This window comes from Paenibacillus sp. PastF-3 (assembly GCF_029893135.1).
Taxonomy (GTDB): Bacteria; Bacillota; Bacilli; order Paenibacillales; family Paenibacillaceae; genus Paenibacillus_AQ; species Paenibacillus_AQ nitricinens.
This window is the reverse complement of the sequence record NZ_JARXWM010000012.1, coordinates 85,022-106,465: the sequence shown is the minus strand read 5'-3', so window position 1 is coordinate 106,465 and position 21,444 is coordinate 85,022. Positions and strand designations below refer to the sequence as shown.

Sequence of the window (21,444 nt, the reverse complement as noted above, 5' to 3'; positions counted from 1 at the left end):
ACGATTCATAACAATTTCGATAAAAAAGAAGACCCTGTTCCATATAGAACACGAGCCTCCTCAATAAGCAATCGATTCAGATTTTATTTTTCTTCCGGTACTCGCCGGGCGACATGCCCATATATTGCTTGAACTGCCTATTGAAATAAATAATGTTCTTATATCCGGCTTGTTCCGCAATCTCATATACTTTTTTTGTTGGATCCTCGAGTAGCTCGCATACCCGCTTCATACGTAATTCACTTAGAAAATCGCTGAAGAGACTATTGGTTTCGACCTTGAACAGATGCCCCAGATAGTTAGGGGTAAAGTCGAAATGTGCGGCGACCTCGTTTAGCGTTATTTTTTGATCTAATCTTTCTTTCACATACTCCGTGATTTCATCAATTAACTTACGTTTTTGCCTTTGGCGTTTCAAATAAAGCAGCTCAGACAGTTCAAAGAATCTTCTTCTCAGCCATGATAGGATATCATGCACCGTTTCGAACTGAAACAGTACAAAAGGATGATGCGAATCCCAATTCAAAATCTCGTACAAATGCTCATTCATTTGCTGCAGATCAGCATGAAGCTTAGAGGTGATCCGGATAATGATATCGTAGATGTCGTTTTTCTGGGAGATCGGACTGTCTCCGGCAAATAGTTGAAGCAAGCAATCATCAATAGTGGTAAGGTCGTAGTCGAGCATAGCTTTAAGCATACGATCCACAATAACCTCTAAGTCCGAAGCCATCTTTTCCTTTGGAGACCATTCCGAGGCATCTTGGATTAACCTATTCTTCCCTACGATCCATTTAATGCTTAAAGCGGCCTGCGCCTGCCGATAGGAATCATGTAGCTTGACCGGGTCGGTTGTGTACATTCCTCTTCCGATCGTAATCGAACAGGAGAACTCCTGATAGAACGCCCGAATCAACTCTTCCAGCAAAGCTGTAAAATATTGTTCCTGAACCGCAGCAAGGATCACAAAGTGATCGTCATAGGTCGTAATTACCATGCCCAAATTTTGATCCTGAGCAAACTTTCGGATAAACTGATTGGCAGTGCTGCTCCATAAACTCCGCTCTTCTTCCGTCCAGGTTTGGATTTTTCGCGCCATGTCGTCGATCTCAATGATGGCAACCGCCGATGCACCTTGTAAGTATGGCGTGAGGACGTTGTGAATGTGCGTTTCAACCTGTCCCGGTGCCGCCTCGTTAAACCAACGCAGGAGTAGTTCCTGATTAACAAGCGTCAGCGTTTCCGACAAGGAAATACGCTGCGTCCTCTCCTTCTCAATCTTGGCGCAGAGTTCGGTCAGCGTCTCGTTCAGCTCGTCATCATCCACAGGCTTAAGCAGATAACTGTATGCATTCAATTGAATCGCTTCCTTGGCATAATTGAAATCCTGGTGTCCGCTAATAAAAAGAATATGGACCTCAGGGTTAATCTCCTTCGCTTTCCGCGCAAATTCCACGCCCGACATAATCGGCATGCCGATATCAGAAAGAATGATATCAATAGGATGCTGCTCCATCATTTTCAGAGCGGCAAACCCGCTCGTTGCCGTTCTCACGCTATGCAAAGACAAATGATCACTGCCGGCTACACGCCGTCTAAGCCATTCCAAATCGATTACTTCATCATCCACCAGCAGAACATTGATCTCCATCGCCATACTCCTCACTCCCCCATCACTTCCCTGATTTCTGCATTTTCCACCGGTAAAATAATTTGAACTGTCGTTCCCGCTCCAAAATAGCTGCCGATTTGAATGCCGAAATCGCTCCCGTATCGCAGTTTAATTCGTTCTTCCACATTTCTCAGACCGTAGCTGCCTGGTTGATATGCGCTTGATCGCATGTTTTGAAGTGTCTCCGGCCGCATGCCGATCCCGTTATCAATGACCTTGAGTTCGATGCGGTCACCCAGCCGCTTTCCAGTAATACGAATCGCAATGGTCTCCCCGAACCAGGCGTGCTTGAATATATTCTCCACAAATGGCTGCAAAATCAGCTTAATAATAGGTACCTGTAAAATTTCCGGATCGACATCATAATAAACCTCAAAGGCGTCCGCATACTTCACTCTCTGAATTTCCAGATACATCCTCACCTGCTCCAGCTCATTTTCAAGAGAAATATATACATGCCCGTCGTTTAATGTGAGTCGATAAAACTTGGAGAGGCCTTGCACCATCTGCGTAACCTTCTCCACTTCCCCCATATTGGCCAGACTGCCGATGGTCGACAGCGTATTGTACAGGAAATGCGGACTGATCTGGGCTTGAAGCACATCCAGCTCCGCTTGCTTTTTCTGAATGCCCTGCACATAGACGTTCCGGATGAGTTCCTGAATGCTGGTCGCCATTTGGTTGAAGCTATTAGCGATATAGACAAATTCATCGTTCCCCGGAAATCCGATTCTTTTATAAAAATTACCCTCCTGAAACGATCGGACCAAATACACAATCCGCTTGATCTTCTTGCCAGATATACGTGCGACTAGAAAACCGATCATAGCCATCACCAAAAAACTGATGGAACAAACGGTACTAATCACCTTCCGCATTCTACTAGCATCTTTGTTCAAATAAGAGTGAGGTACGCGCGCCTCAATGACATAGCTTGATACCGGAATATCTTCACTAATAACTAAATAAGCATCTTGTTTCGTATCTTCAGCAGCAACACCCTGCTCATACAAAGTCATTCCTGTAGCCCTATCCAACAGACGAAGTTCAATCCCCTGTTCAATCGGAAAAGTATCAAAATTACCAAATAGCTCATCAATCCTCGCCGTAACGCGAATATATCCGATAATAGCAGGTGCTGCCTTGGAAGAAACAAGCTTGCGGAAATATGAAATATTACCCAGCTCCCGGTCGGTATCCGCTTGAAGCCACAAACTGTCTTGATTATTCGTAACAATCGACTTAAACCACTCCGTTTTCTCGATCACCTGGTCAGAAAGAACATAATAATCACTTCGACCGATGGGTGTCGACATATCATCCCCGGTAATTTCAAGCATCGTCTCATTGACGGTAAAAAGAGCAAGTCTCAGCTTGTTCCCATACAATTGCAGAGGGGCTTTCATATAAGGAACGATATCATCTCTCATTTTGAGCATATTTTCCAAAGGATCTCCCCTGAACTGAAGGGCATTCTGAAAATTCGTATTTAGAAACAGCGAGTTGGTCATACGTTTGATTTCATCTGTCTGGTATTCGATGTTGTTCCTCGTCTGCTTTAATGCGGTCCGGACATTCGTTTCCGCCATTTCAGTCCTGGACTCCACGAGCATTGTATAGGCTATATAGCCTACCAGCATATCTGTCAGCAATACAAGAATGAGATACGGAATCATCATCTTGTATGTGAATGGAATATACTTTTTACTAGACAGTTTTCTCTCCATGCGCATGCTCCCTTATATACGTATCCATACGACTGCTATTTCGACCCATTCTACAACGAAAAGAAAGCGGTTACTATATCTTGTATTTGGAAACTTTGCTTTAGAGTAGCACTCTGTTCTCCAAAATATTTTTCAAGCTAATATGCGATTTGGAAGGCCCGAACTTTATAAGGTGATCTTGAAATTCAACAAGCGCCTCAATCGTTGAGGTCTGTACCTTAATGAGATAATTATATTCTCCACTAATGCGGAACAAATCGGTAACTTCCATAGCATTGTTACAAAAATCGGTGAGCTCTTGGCAATGTTCTGTTTTAATTAGAATAAAAGTAGTCGTACCCCGGTTCAGATCCCGCAAATTAAAAGCTGTATGATACCCCGATATGATGTTCCTTTCCTCCAACTTAATGATTCTTTCTTTAACGGATGGTTGTGACATCGAAACCTCTTTACTGATTTGTGAAATGGGCATTCGGGCATTGTACTGTAATAATTGCATAATCTTTTTATCAATATCATCCATAAGATGCTCCATATCAAGCGCCTCCTAACGTTATTTAATAAAATAAACTCTTTCGTCTAAAACACCTTATATTCAATAACCATGTTAATATAAAACACTTATCTTATATATGTATCTCCTATTTTAATCCAACTATAATAAATAGTACATTAGATATAGGAGCGATTAAAGATGAGCGTAAAAGGCCTTGCACATATAGCGATTCAAGCCAAAGATTATAAAGCAACAATTTCATTTTATATCGACGTTTTAGGGTTCAAGTTAGGTCATCATTGGAGTCTGCCCTCCTTTCAAATCAAAGAAGCTTCGATGCTTATTTCACCTGATCAAAGAACTTGCTTAGAGATTTTTGATAACGATGCAGTCATTGCCGCCCAAGGAAAAAAAGCCTTGTCTGAAGAGGAAGTAGCACACGGAGCGTTACTACATTTTGCTTTTTACGTAGACAATGTGGATGAGATATACCAAAAAGCCCTTGCTCATGGAGCAAAGGCTTTTATAGAACCAGATTCGCTTTCCCTTGGTGAACCGCCTCTTCTGATCAAGAACGCGATCGTTCACAGCCCCAATGGGGAAGTTATCGAATTTCTTGAAGAAGTTGATTTTGATATGTCTAATTACACTACTTCATACAAAGATGCATCCAAGGCTTGAATAAAGTACGACCAATCACCTGTCGTGTACAGTAGAAGCCGATGCATCGCGCGTGTACAAGCTGTATAAAAGAGTTTACGTTCACTCTCCCGATGATAAGTCTGCGTAGAAGCATCGTAAATTAGCACGGCGTCGAATTCTACGCCCTTAGCAAGGTATGCAGGGATAATTAGCGTTCCCTTCTCAAAGGTGAGCGTCTCCTTCGTAATAAGCCGCAGATTCTCGCCCCCCTGTGCAAGCAATGCTTCATAGGCTTCGCGGCTTTCCGCAGCAGTCTTAGTAATAATGGCGATGGAGTCTAGACCTTCAGCCATAAGCGCCGCAAGATCCTCTTTTATCCGCACCGCCCGCTCCACATCATTGCTAGCCTTCAATAGGTGCGGCTTCTTGCCTCCCCTATCAAAAGGTACGATCTCTTCATTAGGTAGCAGCGCCATCGTAAACTCCACAATCTCACGAGTCGAACGATAGCTTCGGATTAAACGAAATAGGTTCGTTTCCTCTTCACCATAAAGCCGGATCAAAGGAGAATCCACCTCTTGCAAATTCGTCGCTTGCGGGAATATCGCTTGACTGAAATCGCCGAGTACTGTCATGCTGGCGCGGGGAAACAGTTGCTTGAGAAACGCGAATTGGAACGGCGAATAATCCTGTCCTTCATCAATAAATAAATGCCGCACCATTGTATTCGTGCGTGAACCCTCGATAAGCTCTTTTAAATACAGGAATGGGGTCTCATCCTCATAAAAAAGTTCGGTATGGCTCAACTTTTCTTTCGTTTGCATACAGATTTCTGGCCATTGATCAGGTACTTCGGTCTCACCCGTCATATTCCGATAAGTGGCTTCATCCCTAAATAACTGCTCGTATAATCCCATCATATCTATGAATTTTAACCGTTTGACATCCCGTCTCAGCGGTTTGAAGTGCTCCTTCACGATCATGCCCCGCAGCAGCTCATCTTCCTGCGAACTAAAATCAAAGACATTCTCTTCCCCGTCCTTCTGAGTACGAAAATCGCCATAGATTTCAAGATACTGCTCCGTAAAATCGAAGACAGCCTCTTCTCGCCGGTACTTCTTAAGCACCTCACTGTATGCTTCGGCATATTGATCATTGTCGAGGTAATCGACCTCATCTTGAACCCAGGGTGCCTCCATTTCCTGACGCTGTAGCTTAGTCAACTCACGCAGCAGCCACTCACGTAGTAAAGCGACGCGGTTAGCCAATCGTATAGAGCTGTCATAGCTATAAAATTGCGACTTCATTTGCTCCGCAGTAATCAACTCGCGGTCCCGGAAACGGATACTGTGGAACAGCATTCCATCTTTGCCTAACCATAAAGCGTAGCTTTGAAGAGAATGCAGGAAAGCCTCAGAAGCCTTATATTGCATCCCCGTTAACCGTGCTTCATACCCCTGTGAGGATTGTGATGTCAGTACATATTCAATCTGCTCGAAGGGACCCTCTAAATTCATCGTGGATCCGAGCCAATAGGCAAGGTACTCCTGAAAGGTCGTTTGCTGCATATTCTCTTCGCCGAGCTCAGGAAGCACCGTCGATACATAACTGTTAAACATCGGATTTGGCGAAAAAAGAACGATCTGATCCGCCTTGAGCCTATCGCGGTGTTTGTATAATAAATAGGCTACCCGTTGCAGCGCTGCGGACGTTTTGCCGCTGCCAGCCGCTCCCTGCACAATAAGCATACGGCTTTTGTCATTACGGATGATGGCGTTCTGTTCCTTCTGGATGGTCGCCACAATGCTCTTCATTTGTGAATCTGCGCCTTTACCAAGCACCTGCTGCAGCAATTCGTCCCCTATCGTTAAGCTCGTATCGAACACATTCTGGAGCTGACCGGAACGGATCTGATATTGTCGCTTCAGCATCATCTTACCAGTAATCTGTCCTCCCGGCGTTTCGTAAGTAGATGGCCCTGGGGAATGATCATAGTACATGCTTGCAATAGGCGTTCGCCAGTCATACACCAGAAAGTCCACACCGTCTGCATCAACGAAAGAAGCCACTCCGATATAAATTTTCTCACTCAAGCTCAAACCGTCTTCTTGAAAATCCATTCGTCCAAAATAGGGAGACGGCAGTAGCCGTTGCATATTCTTAAAACGCTGCACCCGTTGCCGGTGGCTGCGCTCCCGCTCGGATAACAACGCTTCTTGCTGCTTTATACTGTAGAAGGTCTCTTCGAAATCTTCATCGGTGCTCGTATTGACCGTGACTTCTTCCCAAAACCGCTTGCGAATGTCCACCACTTGATCACGTAACCCAGTCACTTCTGGTTCTAGTGCTGCGATTCTTGATCGCAGCTTTTCCGTAACCAAATCAAGCCGATCTTGTTCTTGCTGCCAATCCATTACGTTTACCATCTTCACGAACACGCTCCTTTTCAGTCTTGTTATAAAGAAGCAAAAATTAAAATTTGACAAACTGTTAATCTACATGGTATTATAATATTGTAGATAAGATGTTACATTTATGCTCAAAAAAGCGAAATAAACAGTGATTATCTTATAATATCATGAACTTTTCTTGCATGCAAATTATATATAAGTTAGAAGAACCAGCAGACTCTGCTGGTTCTTCTTTTTGAATGCCTAGCTTGGGCGTACATAGAAAATAGACCGTCCCTCGGACGGTCTATTTTCTTACTCAAGTAAGCTTACTATTTAGTTTGCAATAAATTCATGATGATGGTCACTGCCTCTGCTCTTGTTGCTGTCTCATTTGGTGCAAATACATTGCCGTTACGTCCGCTCACAATGCCTGATTTCTTCACGGCTGCAACTGCATCCTTTGCCCATGCAGGAATTTGGCTATCATCAGCAAAGCCCGTTGATGCCGCCGTTGTTAAATCTACTCCTGCTGCTCTAGCGATCATAACTGCTAGCTCCGAACGTGTTATGCTCGCTGCCGGACGGAAGGTAACATCCTCATAGCCGCGTATAATCTTCGCCTCTAAGGCTTGTGCAATGGACTTCTCGGCCCAAGCAGGGATTGTATCTGTGAAGCCCAGTTCCACACCGTTTCCAGTAGGCTTCAGCACATTCATCAGCATCACCGCAAATTCAGCGCGTGTCACCGCAGCATTCGGCTTGAACGTTCCGTCGGTATAACCCTTGACGATCCCTTCGCTCACCGCTCGCTTAATATTGGCCTCCGCCCAATGTCCGGAGATATCACTTAACCCAGCTTCTGTTGTCGGTTCAGATGCATTTGTTACTGGTAATCCAGTCGCTTGATCCACTACGAGTACAGCAAACTTCGTAAAGTGCTCCACATCTGCAGCAATACGATTTCCATCTATTTTGCCGCCATTAACTTTCACCCAGCTCTTCTTCACTTCATCATAATAAAAGATCGCTACAGTTTGACCGCTCTTCACTTGTCCTGAATCGAACACAAAGGTTATCGTGACTGGTTTACTAAAGTTCTCCGCGAAGTTTTTTAGAACTTCATAGATCGGGCTTACGAAAATCTCATGATTGCTGAGAAGACTCTCTGTTTGGAGCACTTTCTCAATCGTTAATACCAACTGCTTGCCTGAAGCATTAGCTGGAATAGAAATAACAAGCCCATTATCCAGTCTGACTTCGCCCGCTTGACCTGCAGGAAGCGTCAGTTTCCCATTGGAGGAGATAACCGGAAGTAATAGATTAGAGGTACTACCACCATCATTACCACCGTTTCCATTGCCATCAGAACCGTTATCTTGCACAGCTCTCGTTATCATTGCTGTATATCTCGTACCTGTACCATCTTGGGCAATTACGAATAACTCCAATTTATTACTACCGACTTCAAGAGGAAGCTCTATGCTGGTAGCCCCACTTGCCAAACTTATCGGACCCGCCACAAGCGTATTGGCACTATTATACATATTCGCTGTCAAGGTGCCATAAACCGCATCACTGGCCGTTGCCGTTACTGTGAAGTTAGATAAGGAATACGGTACATTCGCTGTATAATCGTATACACTTCCGCTCACTGTTTGATCCAATATTATCCCACTCAAATTCAAGCTGTTCAAGCTTGCACTGGAACTTAATGTTGTAAACGTAATCTCTTGTCCGTAGCTTACTCCGACTCCATTCACAGCATAGGCACGTACATGATAGGTAGATCCAGACTGAAGTCCTGTAAGACTTACTAAAAAGGCTCCTGTTCCACCTGATTCAGCTATAGCCTTACCATCCTCAATTGTCGGATTGGCACTAGTAGAATATACCATTCCGCGCTCTGTAACCGTAGCACCACCGTCCGAAGTGATGTTTCCTCCAACTGTAGCTGTCATAGATGTGATATTTTGTACTTCTGCATTCGTATCAACAATAGCAGATTCCTCAATACCTTTGACAAAGCTTAGATAGAAATCATCAATCGATCCCCATGCGCCGCCATCTGCTTTGATATTAGCTCCGATTGTAAGGGTTCCATCGGTAACGAGAATATCCTGGATCTCAGGATTATTCCACTGTGCCCATCCTTTCACACCGGTGTTTACTTTCACTTCCTTACCATCCGTTACAGCAAATAGATTCATATTGGGGTTGGCAGCATCTCCCCCTTGAATAAACATCGAAAGATTATAATATCCCGGCTTCAGACCAGAAATAGTCTGCTCTACTCTAAAATCCACTGCTTTCGCAGAGTAGAAATGTAGTGAATAGTTGCCTGTTTTGGCATCAGTAACTTTATTTTGGTAGTCTGTATGTGGAGCATTAACGTCAGCATAGGTGATTTTCCACATGCTTCTATCACTATTTTCAAAGCCTGCGTTGACGATAAAGTTCTCTTTTTTAATAACTAGAAAAGCCTTTACCACCTGACCGCCTTCCACCGTTCCACCGATCACATAGCTGCCCGCGCCCTTACTAATGGCTTGCTCAAGCGCAACTTGATCCCAAACGACTGACATCTTGCCGGAACTTCCATCATTGTAAGTAACACTTACCTCTGTTGGCAGATGAATGGGCTCCCCAGCAATCGCCGTTATCGAAACATCCTTAATTTCATCTACAGCAATAGGGGCCACTGCGCCTGTATTCACATATTTGAACACATTCAGCGAGGCAAGCGGATGTCCGTTAAAATCAAACAAAGCCTGGTTATCAACGGCACTTCCGCCATACCATTCCCCTGCATCATCAGGGTCATATTCCTTCGCGTAGCTGGATGCCCAACCGGAACCGTACTGTTCCCAAATCAACTTATTCTGCTCCAGATTGTCTTTCGAACCTACCGGAAGCCATGCAGGCTCCCAATAAAACACGCCAATTCCCGCTTTACCCACATTCGCAACCGCTGCAATTACATCTCTAACCGAAGTGGCCTGACCTTGAACGCTTATAGGATAGTTTAAGGTTTGACCTGAGCTTTGCGGTGCTGTATTTCCGTGTCCATCCCCATCCTCAGCGGTATACGCGTAAGAGGTTTCTGCTACCATTACTTTTTTTCCATAAGTATCAGCCACTTGCTTCAACACAGCTGTCAAATTGCTTAATGTACCGTGCCAGAATGGATAATAAGAACTTGCAAACACATCATAGTCTACATTGTTATCTTGCAAATTCTTCGCTATAGTGGCATATCTGCCTGCCGACTCCGGATTTGTAAAATGCAGAGCAACCAGAATATTCGGATTGATCTCCCGAATGGCTTTACTTCCCTCATTGAACAATTGGCTCATCTTCGTCCAATTAGATTCACCAACGAATTGTCCATTCGTTTCATTGCCTACCTGAACCATACCAATATCAATTCCTGCATTAAGCAGGGCTTGCAGACTTACTTTGGTATATTCGTAAAGTGCAGTCTTCTTATCTTCAAAACTCAAATTGGCCCATGCCTTCGGCGTATGCTGCTTGGCCGGATCGGCCCAAAAGTCGGAATAATGGAAGTCCACTAGCAGCTTCATGCCGTTTGCGGTCGCCCTTTTACCAATTTCAATCGCGGTTGCCAGATCATTATTGCCCCCACCATAACCTTTTCCAGCTGTATCAAAAGGATTATTCCATATCCGTACCCGAACGTAATTAACCCCGGCTTCATGTACGGTTTGAAATATATCCTGCTCAGCTCCGCCTTCATTATAAAATTTGACTCCGCTATTCTCTAAAGAAATAATACTGGAGATGTCCACGCCCTTAATAAAATCAGGCTGAAGTCCTTCCACCTTCTTCACAAAAATATCTGCCGGCACCGGCAGGGTCGTATCCGTACTCACTTGTTTCAACTCAAAGCTGTCCAAAAATCCATATGCGCTTGGAGCGCCGCTTATATTCGCACCGACCTCAAGACTCGGAGTAGCCTGCTTCAGGATAAATTTCAGGTTGAGTGTTCCCCAAGCATTATAGCCAGTGGTAGCAACAGCGGATGCCTTCTCGTCACCCGCAAACAATTCAACATTCCCCGTTTCATTCTCAGCACCGCCCATCGACTTGACTGAGAGCTCATAACTTCCCGCAGGGAGGTTCGTTATAGTCTGCTTAAGCGAGATGGTCTGGTTTCCAGTAGCAACTTTGTTAATCCAATATTTAAAAGCATGAGCACCTTCAGCTGGATTTAGCCAAGTATCATCGGCATATGCAAAATGCTTAATTTCTACCTGATCCCAATCTGCCGCATCGACACTCCATGATCCATCTTCCCAGAAATTGTCCTCGAAACCGCCATTTACTATTAAAGAACTGTTCGAATCTGCAGCCAAAGCACTCCTCATGTTGAATGAGAATGAACTTAGCAGCAACAACACTGCTAAAAATGCAGAGATACCCTTTTGATTAACTCTCACGTTCTGATCACCTTCCATTCTAAATTTTTAGATGCATATGTGCGCGTTCTGATTTATGTAAGCACTTACAAATCAATATACCAATAGTTAAAATATTTAGTAACGGATGAAAAGATAACATTTTGTATGCTTAAGCAAGCTTTATAGGCTTTAATCTTCATTTTCCATTATTCTGGAATAGATGATATTAAATAGATTTTAGATTTTTTTATCCAAATATAACTTTTTGTATGCCTTCTCCATCTAATCATACAGAGGGCCCTCAAGGAGGAACAATCATTTGCTGGAAAACGAACTGGATATCAAAAAAGCGCAGAAAGGCGACCATGAGGCGTTTACCCGTCTTTTCAGGCAACTGGAATCCCAGTTGTACAGATTAGCCAAAACCATTCTGCTAAAAGATGAAGATTGCGCGGATGCTCTTCAGGAAACGACACTGAAGGTGTATAAAGGGCTCACCAACCTTAAACAGCCTAAGTTTTTTAAAACGTGGGTTATACGCATCCTGATTAATGAATGCAATCAGTTACTTCGTATGCGAGAGCGAACTATCGCTGTGGCGGAGATTCCCGAAGAACCGGTCGATTCCTATGTGCATTTTGAAGATTCAGGCAACGTAGACCTGCAAAGCTTCATTAATCAGTTGGACGAATCCCTGCGGCTTGCTATCGTGCTTTTTTATTATGACGATTTATCCATTAAGCAGATTGCAGATGTGCTCGACATCTCCGAGGGAGCGGTCAGAGCACGACTTCATCGCGCACGGAGATTGTTGTCCAAACAGATACATCCTGTGCGGGAGGAGGGTCTTGCTAATGAATAATAACCATTTAGAGAAGCAGATCAGGGAGCTAGGAAAGGCTAATACACAGGAGCTTCCTCCTTTACTGCGGTCGCGGCAGGATTCCATTTATGCATCGCTCGCCACAATTGTCCAGGATCCTGTGAAAAAGGAAAAGAAAAAACGGATATATCCAAAAATCGCAGCTGCTGTATCTGCAGCGATAGTGCTAAGTGTTATGCTAACGGCCGTCTATCCGCCAACATTGGCCAATGCGCTCAAGCAGCTTCCATTGATTGGTGGGATTTTTGAAAGGGCAGATGATATAGGATTGCAGGCCGCTCAGCGTCTGGGTCTGATCACCCGACCGAATAGCAGTGATACGCATGATGGAATCACCTTGTCTGCCGAAGAAGCAGTATTTGATGGCAACCGATTGGCATTCTCAGTGAAACGTGAGGGAGAAGGGCTGGACGGTAAGCTTGCCGGGGTGACGATTGGAGCAGATGGCAAACCTTTTCTAGGGAAAGGTTCGATAATGTCAGCAGAAGTATTGATCGATGGGGTTTCAATGGAGCAATTCTCAGATGGTCGTTGGGAAGCTGTTCCTTTTCTATCCTGGATGGAAGGCAAGGAGCAGAATACAGCTATTTTTGAACTGGTGGATGCTTCGAATTTGGGGATCACCAAGCCTTTTCCTGATCAATTTGTACTGACTGTAACCCTTCTCTTAAACGGTATAGATACACCATATATTCTAGAGATTCCTGCACGGAAGGTCACAGAAAATAGTATTGCCGTACCTGATATACGTGCACAAGCAAAGGAATGGAGTCTGACGCTGCAAAAGCTGGAATATAGCCCATTAACCACACGTCTGTTGCTTAAGCTTGAACAAGAGACTGGCGGCGATTACGCAGATTTTAATACATTTGGCTTTGAAGTGATGGACGAACAGGGGATGGTTCTGCAAAATATATCACAAAAAGCACTCCTGTCTTCCAATAGATCGCGGGATCTGAATCTGCTTGTAGAGCCGTTCGAGAAACATCCCAATATGCTCACAATCCGTGGCTATCTTTATGAGTTCGAGGACCCAAAAAGTAAGAGTGGCGCATTCAAAATAGACCATGCTGGAAATCCTATGAAGCATTATATCGACGGTCTGGAAATAAACGTGCTAGTTAAATAAAAACTAAGGAGATGGATTTCATGAAGAAAATGACTACGAAACTGTCTGTAATTTTAAGTGCTGCTGTATGCCTTGGAGCGTTGGGAATGCCGGCGCTAACCCAAGCAGCCAGTGTTCAAACCGCCGCTGAAGCTTCCCTGAATACAACAAAAGTCGCCGATTCACACGATCAGCTTACTTTAAAGGGCAGTGCACAGTTTGACGGTAATTATATTAAGATCGATCTGAACCGTGAGGGATCCCTGTGCTCAGGAATGCTCGCAGGAGTAACCTTGAATGAGAAAGGTGAAACTTATCTGGCAGAAGGAACCATTGTGGGGATAGACGCCAAGATCTCTGGACCAGGAGGGATTGATTTACAATCACCACGCTGGATCAGTGATGCTGACGCCAACAAGGCGGTTGTTGTATTGCAGACCGGATGGCTAACTGAACAGCAAAAGGCAAGCCTAGCTTCCTCTGAATTGAGCATCCATGTGAAGCTTAACGGAATCGAAGATCCGTATGTACTAAAGTTTTCTCTCAAGCAAGCAGGAGTAGCGCGTAACATTCAGCTACCCGCTTTAAAGAAAGACAACCAATTTGAAATCAAAACCAATCATGTTGCTGTGGGAGAGACTTCTGTGCGCATTGCTTTAGCAGTGAAAGGTGTTGCTACCCAAGCACAGGCTTTAGGATATGATATTTATGATAATCTGGGAAACGAATTAGAATATATTGCACGGGAATCTGTTGCAACAACCCAGAATACTGTTTCTGAAGATTTATTGTTCGAGGCGCTTCGCCCGGCCGCAGAATATCTCATTATCAGACCTTATCAAGCGGTATTTGAAAAAGGCACTACCGGGGCTTATAAAGTAGATGCCAAAGGCAATGTAGTTAAGAATTACAACAAACAACTGGAGATCAAAATTCCTTTGAAATAATAATCGTTATCGCAGCAACAGATCCATATTTAGGAGGAAAAGGGGAGTACCTGTTGGCCGTAAGGCCTGAGGTACTCCCCTTTTGCATGGATAAAACGTAATTGTACTACTAGTCATCCATAGACAAATCCAGTGTATTCCCTTTTCGAATGAAGACCTTGTAATTAGCAATTTTGTCGTTCAGCATCTTCTCTGTCTCTGTTAAATGTCTGATTTGATCCTGAACTGAGCTTCTATGATCTTCCAGAAGATTCAAGCGGGCTTGGCTTGTATGTTCTCCTTCTAAATATAACTGGGCATATTGCCTGATTTGTGAGATGGGCATTTGGGTTTGCTTTAACCTCAGCACAAATCGCAGCCAAGCAAGATGAGTATCATCATATACCCTTTCCCCATTGGCATTTCGTATCGGAGCAACGATCTCTTCTTTTTCATAATATCTCAGTGTATATGTGGTTATCCCCAATAACTTGGATACCTCGCTAATCGTGTACATGCATATCCTCTACTCTATTTTATTTTGAAAGTCACCCTGATTATAAAAAACATTTGCCTTAGAGTAAACTCTAACCTATATAATCAAATCGCTTTAAGATCGAATTACATTCTCGTAGAAAAAATAGGAGGCATTCACATGAAATACACTGTAATTACCGGCGCTAGTTCAGGGATAGGTTATGAAACAGCCCTAGCTTTTGCTTCTCGTGGAAAAAACTTAATCCTTGTGGCCCGCAGAAAGGAACAGCTGGAGGAATTACAGTCTGAAATTGCCCGGATTCAACCGAATATAGAGGTCGTCATTCAAACGGCTGACTTATCCGTTATCGAGAATGCTTATACGTTGTATGAGAGCCTGCAAGGATATGCCATCGAAACCTGGATCAACAATGCCGGATTTGGGAACTTCGCTTCAGTAGCCGAGCAAGACTTAAATAAAATAACTACAATGCTACATCTGAACATAGAAGCGTTAACCATACTCTCCTCTCTTTTCGTTCGTGACTATTCTACTGTTGAAGGAACGCAATTAATCAACGTTTCATCTGGTGGCGGCTACACCCTTGTGGGCAATGCTATAACCTACTGCGCGACCAAGTTTTATGTAAGTGCATTTACCGAAGGACTCTCTCATGAATTAAAGAGTCAAGGTGCACCTATGCAGGCTAAAGTGTTGGCACCTGCCGCAACAGAAACAGAATTCGCGAAGCGTGCTTTTGATGTCACGAACTTCGAATATCACGGCGCTGTGCGGAAATTCCATACCGCGAAGGAAATGGCTGGCTTCATGCTTGATCTGTATGACAGCAATCATATGGTAGGACTTGTGAATGGTTTGACGTATGAGTTTGAGTTGAGAGACGCTATTTTTAATTATGTGGAGAGTACGCGATAGGCTTGTCTCGAAAGTTAAACAAATATGGCCATCCTTCAACGGATGGCCATGCACACTAACCAAGATATTGACACTTCCATTCGAAAATCTCATCAACAGCTTGATGAGCTCCACCCGATGTTCGAAAAGAATCTTTAGTCGTTGCAACAGCTTTTGGGAATGACGGAAGGGTGAGCACACGCTCTACAGCTTCACGCAGTTCAGTTGCAGTTAATCCTTGCATTTGTAATTTAATGCCCGCTCCAAGATTGACGACTTGCTCCGCAATGATCGGCTGATCCGCACTTTGTGGGATTACAATTAGCGGAACCCCATAGTAGAGACCTTCATGCGCACTATTCATTCCACCATGCGTAATGAATATTTTTGTGTACTGTAATATATCCGTCTGTGGAACATAGTTTTTAACTATGAAGTTGTGAGGAATTTCTCCCAAATCATAGATTTGCACTTTGTTCCCAATGGACATAACAATCGTATGATCCGTATTCCCGAATGCCTCAAAACAAAGCTTATAGAAATCACTTGCTTGGTTGAAGACCGTACCCATTGAAATGTAAATTAGGTCCTTCCCCTTGATTGCAGAAAATTCAAAATGATCTGACGTTAATCGTGCAGAGATGGAAGGACCAACGAATTTATATGATGGGTCGAAGGCTTCTCCATAAGGTTGAAACTCCCTTGTCGTATACACGATGGTAAGTGGTGCAGGATTACAGAACACTTCATAAGGAGAGTGAATCTGTACACCGTATTGTTCCTTTATTTTTAAGGTCAGACTTTGAAATCTATCGTCTACAGCTTTTACTATTTCTGCAGGGGCTTCTGTGTAGAATCGTTCCATGATTTGATCAAATGATTCCTTAGTCTGTGCAAAAGAAGTACAAGAGTTGATTGCAGGAAGATTAAGAATTTGAGCCAGTAAACGTCCACAACCAAACATCGAATCATGGATGATGTAATCGAAATGCTCCCCTTTGATCTGTTCAAGAACGCTTGGTATAACGATATCCGCCGTAAGTAAAAGCCCATTGACTCTTTCAAGCAGATAATCCCTTCCACCTGAAATAAAGGCCTTTACAAATTGTTGAGCGTCCAATGTCCGTACTATAGCACCTGTCTCCTCCATACGCTCCCGAAAAGCTTCTATAGTGAAGTACATTACCTCTTCTCCACGAGAAATAAGCTCCTGTACAACACCAATCGTTGGATTGATATGTCCCTCTGATCCAGCATTAATAAATAAGACACGTGCCATGCCTACCACTCCTCAGTTATGACCTTAGTTACGATGTATGTAGCTCCCTCTTTTGTCCTTTTCAATGTACCCATTATATGTTTATCTAAGAACCGACTTCTACTTATCAAAATCTCCAAATAATATTCTAATCTAATTTTATCGAATCTTACTATAATAATGAAAACATATTTAGCGAAGAATGGAGAGTGATGAAAACATGGACAAGATTCTGATCGTCGATGATGAACCCGACATTCGTGAGCTTATTCGCTTACATCTGGAACGTGCGGGATGGGACATCTCCGAAGCGGAGTCTGGGCGGCAGGCAATCCTACAGCTACAAACGCAGCCTTTCTCACTGATCGTTCTGGACATCATGATGGACGACGGTAACGGTTTCGAAGTTCTACGCTACTTGCGGGAACATCGTCCGGAAACGCTGGTTATTGCGCTTAGTGCGAGAAGAGAGGTGGAGGACAGAATTGATGCGCTTGGACTGGGAGCCGACGATTATATGACCAAGCCTTTCAGTCCAATGGAACTGCTGGCGCGGATACAGGCCCATTTCCGCAGGCGCCATCCCGAGACATTTAGCCGGCCCCATGTGATTCAATTGAATAAGCTTATTCTGGATATCGACAATTATGTACTACATAATGATGGGCAACAACATGGACTGACTCCAGTCGAATGCCATCTACTGCAAGTGTTCATGCTCAATCCTGACCGTGTACTAACAAAAGGAGAAATATACAAGCAAGTTTGGCAGCATGAAAACTATGACGCCAACAACCTCAGCGTCTTCATCAGCCGCATCCGAAAAATACTTGAAAGCGCACCCGGGTCCCAATCTAATCTTCATACTATTCGCGGCATCGGCTACCGCCTCTCAGGTGACGGACGATGAAGAGACGAACTAAGCTATGGCTGATGATGCTATCCAGTGCCGCAGGAAGCATCGTCTTGTTTATTACGATTACCCTAATGACCGGGAAGACTTGGACCCCAGGATATGATCTGAAGACGTTAAACGCCATCTCACATGAAGCACTTGCGGCTATAGAACGGCAAGACGCCTACTCGGGACCAGAGGTTCAACCCCTTCTGGAAGAAGTACTACGCCCGCATTCCAAGATCCGCCTAGAGTGGCTGGCTGAGGACGGGTCGACGCTGTATGATTCCGCCGGCGAGAATAATTCCTACGACTTCCGCAAATTAGCCGACCGTGTTGACCATATGCCAAATAATCTTTGGGGTGAAAATACTCCGATCACTCTCACTTATTCCGTTGCCCATGATCATCGATCCTATTACATGTTATTGAGTTTATCCAGCGAAGACATGACATCTGGACAAATATATTTTTTTCTCCGAACGTATAAGGCTTTATTAACATTTATTTTACCTCTGTTACTGGCGTTGTTGCTACCCTATCTCCTTTCCTTATGGTTTTTCTCTTCCACCGATCGTCGCATTACAAAACTGAACAACGCGCTGAACCAAGTTGGAATCCGACGCGATATCATCGTGCTGGAGGATAAGTCGAGGGACGAGATTGCTCAGCTGACTCAGCACTACAATTCAATGGCAAAGCGTATCCAGAGCCAGTCTGCCCACATCGAACAGTTAGAACATCGGCGAAGACTGCTCTTATCGGACCTGTCTCACGATTTGCGAACGCCATTAACTATGATTTTGGGTTATGCCGAGATGATCCGAACCGGTGCGTACAAGAATGAGAACGAGCTTCAGTCCGGGGCCAAAATCATCCTGCAGCGCTCTCGCTACATGGATAAGCTGCTTGATCAATTACTTGACATTACCCGTCAAGAAGAGCATCTACTTCGGCTTCAGCTCGCTCCGCATAATCTGTCGGAATTAATGCGAAGGATCGCAGCCGAGTACCTCTTATTCCTGGACGATAAGAACATCGTGGTGGAGGCAGACATCCAAGATACAGATGTCGAGGTCATGATCGACGCACCGCTAATCGAACGTGCTTTGCGCAACTTGCTGGACAATGCCGTTCGTTACGGTGAAGAGGGACATTATCTGGGAATTGGACTAACGGAGGAACAAGAGGAAGTGGCTCTCACGGTCAAAAACCGGGGTAAAGGTATCGCCCTGAAGGATCGCGAGCATATCTTCGAGCGTTTCTACCGCGCCGACGGTGGAAGAAAAGGCGAAGGGCTCGGCCTCGGGCTCTCGATCGTCAAGGAAATCGCGGAATTGCACCATGGCAGCGTGCAATTGCTGGACGAAGCCGTGACGGAAACCATTTTTCAGATTAGAATTCCTAAGAAGTCTCCTAGTGAACGTGAAAATTAACGTTGATCAAAGCTACGTTTTTCTGCGTGCTTTTACGAATAAATAGAAGGAAGCGACGAGAGCGCCCAATGTTCCGCAAATCATATCCATCATCGTATCGGTCAAACTACCATTTTGCGAATGAAGCTCAAAGAGATGATCCACCGTAAACTCATAAATCTCCCACATTCCAGCCATTGCAACAGCAAACAGGAACGCGAACCAAGTGATGATGTTAGAAGGCAGACCGCCCAGCTCTTTACGCTTAGCCAACTTGAACAAGATGAATCGTCCTACGAAGAATAAAATAATTCCAGACAGCAGATGTTCAATCTTATCTAAGTAAGGGATGACACCATACAAATTGAATAAATTGGCGAGCATCATCGTGATTGTGATAAAGACCAGCACCGAAAATTGAAGTACGGGAGGCAGTTCGCTGTTGGTCCTTGTGATTAAGCCCTTAAAGAGTAACAGGACCAGAATGATAAGGGCCGCTTGAAATGTTTTATCATAATTTCCATTCAGGCCAAAATAAACAATTGATACTCCGCAAATGAGGTAGAGAATCATTTCAAAAAAATAATTAAATCTATGGTTTCTAGAAGTCTCTTGCATAGCAGTTCCTTTCTGACTAGACTCGTTTAATTAATTATCGCCCGTTCAAAGCCACCCCATACGACAATCATATCATTAGTTACAAAAAGACTCCCGTGACTTTCCCTTAGGCGGGAATACACGGAAGCCTTGAGCGATCCACAGCCCGGATGTGTGTTTACTTTTATGTGCTTTGACCTTACATCGCTTTTTCAGCCAAATCGTTAACTAAATTCCTCATCCACTTCCGGGAGTAAATCCGGGCGTAACCGAACCCAAAACGGACAACCTCCTCAAGTGATATGACGAGATATACAAGGTAGACAGGCTGCTTCCAGACGTATGATAGCAACAACCCGGAGGGGACACCTATCAGCCATGTCGCGGTCGATTCCATGCTAAACACGAACTTGCTGTCTCCCCCACTGTTTAGAATACCGCCTGCTATGATCATATTGGAAACTTTGGCCCAAAGAAATCCAGCGAATACGATAACGATATATACGCTCATCTGTTTAGCATCCTCGGAGATATTGAATGCGGAGACATACAGCTTCGAGCCTGCCGCAATGATAACCCCGACAATTAGAGAGATGATAATGCCAAGACGAATGAATTTTTTCGCATGATCGAGTGCGATGTCCGTTTCGTTCGCGCCCAAACGGTTGCCAACCAATACCCCAGCCGCACTAGCCAGACCGGACAATAAGCCGATGCAAAGCCCTTGCAATGGGAAGGTAATGGTCATCGCCGTCATCTCCATCGTCCCCATGCGGCTATAGATAATCGCATATGCCGTTTCACCCAATACCCAGATCAGTTCAGTCAGCAGCAGCGGATACGTCGTTCCAAAAAACTTGCGGATGAGCGGTTTAGGAATGATGAACAAGTTCTTTAGCCCAACAGCGCCCGGTAAACGATATTGGTACACGGCACCAATAATCAACAAACATTCTACCACCCTGGAAATAAGGGTAGCCATAGCCGCGCCCTTCAGACCAAGCGCTGGAGCACCGAAGTTCCCGAAAATAAGTACGTAATTCAGTATAATATTCAAAACAACAGCAATTAAGCTTACATACATCGGCCATTTGGCATGCCCCGTACTACGCAAAATCGCGGAATACATCATCGTGAGCATGACAGGTACAAAGCCGATCGACATGATCTGAAGGAAAATATACCCATTATCTATTACATTCGCATCTGTCGTGAACATGCTCAGAAAAAGCGGCGAATCGATGAAGACCGCTGCAGAGAATAAGAACGAGAACGCGAAGCCGACGATCAGTCCAAGGCCAAGCACCTGGGAGACACTTTTGGAATCTTTGTTCCCCCAAAACTGGGCTGCATAAATGGATACACCCGTCGATAAACCAGCCAAGACAACCGCGATGATCCCATATATTTTGGTGGACATCCCCACCGAGGCAATCGCCACATCTCCAAGCTGCCCGACCATCAATTGATCCGTCAAATTGAGCAATGCCATCAGTAAGCTTTGAAGCGTAACGGGCACAGCGATTTTATACACACTTTTGTAGAAGTTCTCTTTCTCTGACATGAATCGTTCACAACCCCCATATTCTCGATTTTACAGCGTCCATAGCCATTCGCAGTC

Annotated in this window: 16 protein-coding genes; 7 read left to right on the top strand and 9 right to left on the bottom strand. The window is 44.3% G+C overall.

All coding sequences use genetic code 11. From position 1 onward, the window contains the following. Positions 1 to 76: 76 nt before the first annotated feature. The 3 genes from M2444_RS22110 to M2444_RS22100 form a co-directional block, all read right to left on the bottom strand. A complete protein-coding gene (locus tag M2444_RS22110; RefSeq protein ID WP_280788046.1) occupies positions 77 to 1,651 on the bottom strand; it encodes a response regulator in 1,575 nt (524 codons plus the stop codon). An 11-nt stretch (positions 1,652 to 1,662) separates the two neighbouring features. Further along, entirely contained in the window at positions 1,663 to 3,399 is a 1,737-nt protein-coding gene (locus M2444_RS22105) for a sensor histidine kinase (protein WP_280788045.1), read from the bottom strand. A gap of 100 nt (positions 3,400 to 3,499) precedes the next feature. Further along, entirely contained in the window at positions 3,500 to 3,934 is a 435-nt protein-coding gene (locus tag M2444_RS22100; RefSeq protein ID WP_280788044.1) for an Lrp/AsnC family transcriptional regulator, read from the bottom strand. Positions 3,935 to 4,093: 159 nt separating this feature from the next. Between M2444_RS22100 and M2444_RS22095 the strand changes: the two genes are divergently transcribed. After that, the gene (locus tag M2444_RS22095; RefSeq protein WP_094868475.1) at positions 4,094 to 4,576 is read left to right on the top strand and encodes a VOC family protein; all 483 of its coding nucleotides are present in this window, start codon (positions 4,094 to 4,096) and stop codon (positions 4,574 to 4,576) included. On the opposite strand, the gene helD is transcribed toward M2444_RS22095, so the two are convergent. Both helD and M2444_RS22085 read right to left on the bottom strand, forming a co-directional pair. Further along, positions 4,540 to 6,963 (bottom strand): RNA polymerase recycling motor HelD, encoded by a 2,424-nt coding sequence (helD, locus tag M2444_RS22090; protein ID WP_280788084.1) that lies wholly within the window; start codon positions 6,961 to 6,963, stop codon positions 4,540 to 4,542. The genes M2444_RS22095 and helD overlap by 37 nt on opposite strands. 296 nt (positions 6,964 to 7,259) lie before the next feature. Continuing rightward, positions 7,260 to 11,315: a glycosyl hydrolase 53 family protein gene (locus M2444_RS22085; RefSeq protein ID WP_280788083.1), complete on the bottom strand. Its 4,056-nt coding sequence runs from the start codon at positions 11,313 to 11,315 to the stop codon at positions 7,260 to 7,262. Positions 11,316 to 11,667: 352 nt separating this feature from the next. On the opposite strand from M2444_RS22085, the gene M2444_RS22080 reads away from it, so the two are divergent. The 3 genes from M2444_RS22080 to M2444_RS22070 are packed head-to-tail and all read left to right on the top strand — an operon-like array spanning position 11,668 to position 14,286. Further along, complete coding sequence (locus M2444_RS22080) at positions 11,668 to 12,210, top strand: sigma-70 family RNA polymerase sigma factor (RefSeq protein ID WP_256989671.1); 543 nt, start codon at positions 11,668 to 11,670, stop codon at positions 12,208 to 12,210. Then, on the top strand, positions 12,203 to 13,360 hold the full coding sequence (locus M2444_RS22075) for a DUF4179 domain-containing protein (protein WP_179281476.1): 1,158 nt from the start codon (positions 12,203 to 12,205) through the stop codon (positions 13,358 to 13,360). The genes M2444_RS22080 and M2444_RS22075 overlap by 8 nt, the downstream gene beginning before the upstream one ends. 20 nt (positions 13,361 to 13,380) lie before the next feature. After that, positions 13,381 to 14,286: a DUF5643 domain-containing protein gene (locus M2444_RS22070; protein ID WP_280788043.1), complete on the top strand. Its 906-nt coding sequence runs from the start codon at positions 13,381 to 13,383 to the stop codon at positions 14,284 to 14,286. Positions 14,287 to 14,395: 109 nt separating this feature from the next. Here M2444_RS22070 and M2444_RS22065 read toward each other — a convergent pair whose 3' ends face one another. Further along, the gene (locus tag M2444_RS22065) at positions 14,396 to 14,782 is read right to left on the bottom strand and encodes a MerR family transcriptional regulator (protein WP_094868480.1); all 387 of its coding nucleotides are present in this window, start codon (positions 14,780 to 14,782) and stop codon (positions 14,396 to 14,398) included. Between the two features lie 138 nt (positions 14,783 to 14,920). On the opposite strand from M2444_RS22065, the gene M2444_RS22060 reads away from it, so the two are divergent. Then, positions 14,921 to 15,679 carry an SDR family NAD(P)-dependent oxidoreductase gene (locus tag M2444_RS22060; protein WP_280788042.1) on the top strand — a complete coding sequence of 253 codons (759 nt, stop codon included), beginning with the start codon at positions 14,921 to 14,923 and terminating at the stop codon, positions 15,677 to 15,679. Between the two features lie 55 nt (positions 15,680 to 15,734). Here the strand turns inward: M2444_RS22060 and M2444_RS22055 are convergent, their stop codons facing one another. After that, positions 15,735 to 16,937: a macrolide family glycosyltransferase gene (locus tag M2444_RS22055; protein WP_280788041.1), complete on the bottom strand. Its 1,203-nt coding sequence runs from the start codon at positions 16,935 to 16,937 to the stop codon at positions 15,735 to 15,737. Between the two features lie 199 nt (positions 16,938 to 17,136). On the opposite strand from M2444_RS22055, the gene M2444_RS22050 reads away from it, so the two are divergent. Both M2444_RS22050 and M2444_RS22045 read left to right on the top strand, forming a co-directional pair. Continuing rightward, a complete protein-coding gene (locus M2444_RS22050) occupies positions 17,137 to 17,826 on the top strand; it encodes a response regulator transcription factor (RefSeq protein ID WP_280788040.1) in 690 nt (229 codons plus the stop codon). Next, positions 17,823 to 19,247: a HAMP domain-containing sensor histidine kinase gene (locus M2444_RS22045; protein WP_094868484.1), complete on the top strand. Its 1,425-nt coding sequence runs from the start codon at positions 17,823 to 17,825 to the stop codon at positions 19,245 to 19,247. Before M2444_RS22050 ends, M2444_RS22045 begins: the two co-directional genes overlap by 4 nt. 12 nt (positions 19,248 to 19,259) lie before the next feature. On the opposite strand, the gene M2444_RS22040 is transcribed toward M2444_RS22045, so the two are convergent. Both M2444_RS22040 and M2444_RS22035 read right to left on the bottom strand, forming a co-directional pair. After that, positions 19,260 to 19,844 carry a DUF2238 domain-containing protein gene (locus M2444_RS22040; RefSeq protein ID WP_094868485.1) on the bottom strand — a complete coding sequence of 195 codons (585 nt, stop codon included), beginning with the start codon at positions 19,842 to 19,844 and terminating at the stop codon, positions 19,260 to 19,262. A gap of 178 nt (positions 19,845 to 20,022) precedes the next feature. Next, the gene (locus M2444_RS22035) at positions 20,023 to 21,387 is read right to left on the bottom strand and encodes an MATE family efflux transporter (protein ID WP_280788039.1); all 1,365 of its coding nucleotides are present in this window, start codon (positions 21,385 to 21,387) and stop codon (positions 20,023 to 20,025) included. Positions 21,388 to 21,444 lie beyond the last annotated feature (57 nt).